This is a genomic window from Mesorhizobium sp. M5C.F.Ca.IN.020.32.2.1, from assembly GCF_004023105.1.
Lineage (GTDB): Bacteria > Pseudomonadota > Alphaproteobacteria > Rhizobiales > Rhizobiaceae > Mesorhizobium > Mesorhizobium wenxiniae.
Map to the genome: position 1 here is coordinate 1 of NZ_RZSX01001482.1, position 762 is coordinate 762.

General features: G+C 58.5%; 1 pseudogene. It reads right to left on the minus strand.

Going from position 1 to position 762, the window contains the following annotated elements:
* Window positions 1-762 (minus strand): annotated as a pseudogene (locus EOA86_RS36950) (hypothetical protein); the annotation flags it as partial.

Genomic DNA, 762 nt, shown 5'->3' on the forward strand with positions numbered 1-762 from the left:
TAGATATGCAAGGCAAAGACGATGAACAGCGCTTTCGCCCAGCCGACGCGAAGTCTCGACACAAGCAGCGCGAAAACGAACAGTAGGATACCCACTTCCTGGAACGGTTGATCCGAGGCGTCGAATGGTTTCCACTCGATAATCAAGGGAACCGCTTCGTTGCCATAGGCTACCGTGAAAGTGGCAAGGATGGCCTTGATGCCGTAGGGATTGATCAAGCTGACCACCGGGCAAAGCAGTCCGAAGGCAACCCATTTGCCAAGGAGTACGGGGTTGGACAGGCGGGTTCGCACAAGAACATCGAGGCCGGCGAAAGCCGCAATGACGAAGCCGATGGTAAAGGTCGCGTGGAGATTGGCCCACAGGACAAGCAGGGCAAGTAGCCACAGAGGCGGTCTCTGTTCATAGCGCGCTGCGCGGAAAAGCGTTGCGGTCCAGATCACGATGATGGGCAAGGTGAAGATGTGTGGACGCGCGGTGAAGATCGGGGAGATCAAGGCCGCCGCAAACAAGGCCAGTCCCACTGCCGCCGTCGGTCTCAACCAGGTGCTGAGACACCATGACAGCAGCGCCGCTGTCAGGGCGATGGTTGAGATGATCAGCAGCGCCACGCCGTTCCAGCCGCCTGTCGTGTAGGCGTGTGCGAGGAGAACCTGTCCAAGCCATTCCTTGGCGATCCACGGCTGGCCGGCGAAAGTATGAGAATAGCTGTCGACAAGCGGGAACGTACGATTTGCCAGCAGATCGAGCCCCACCTTGACC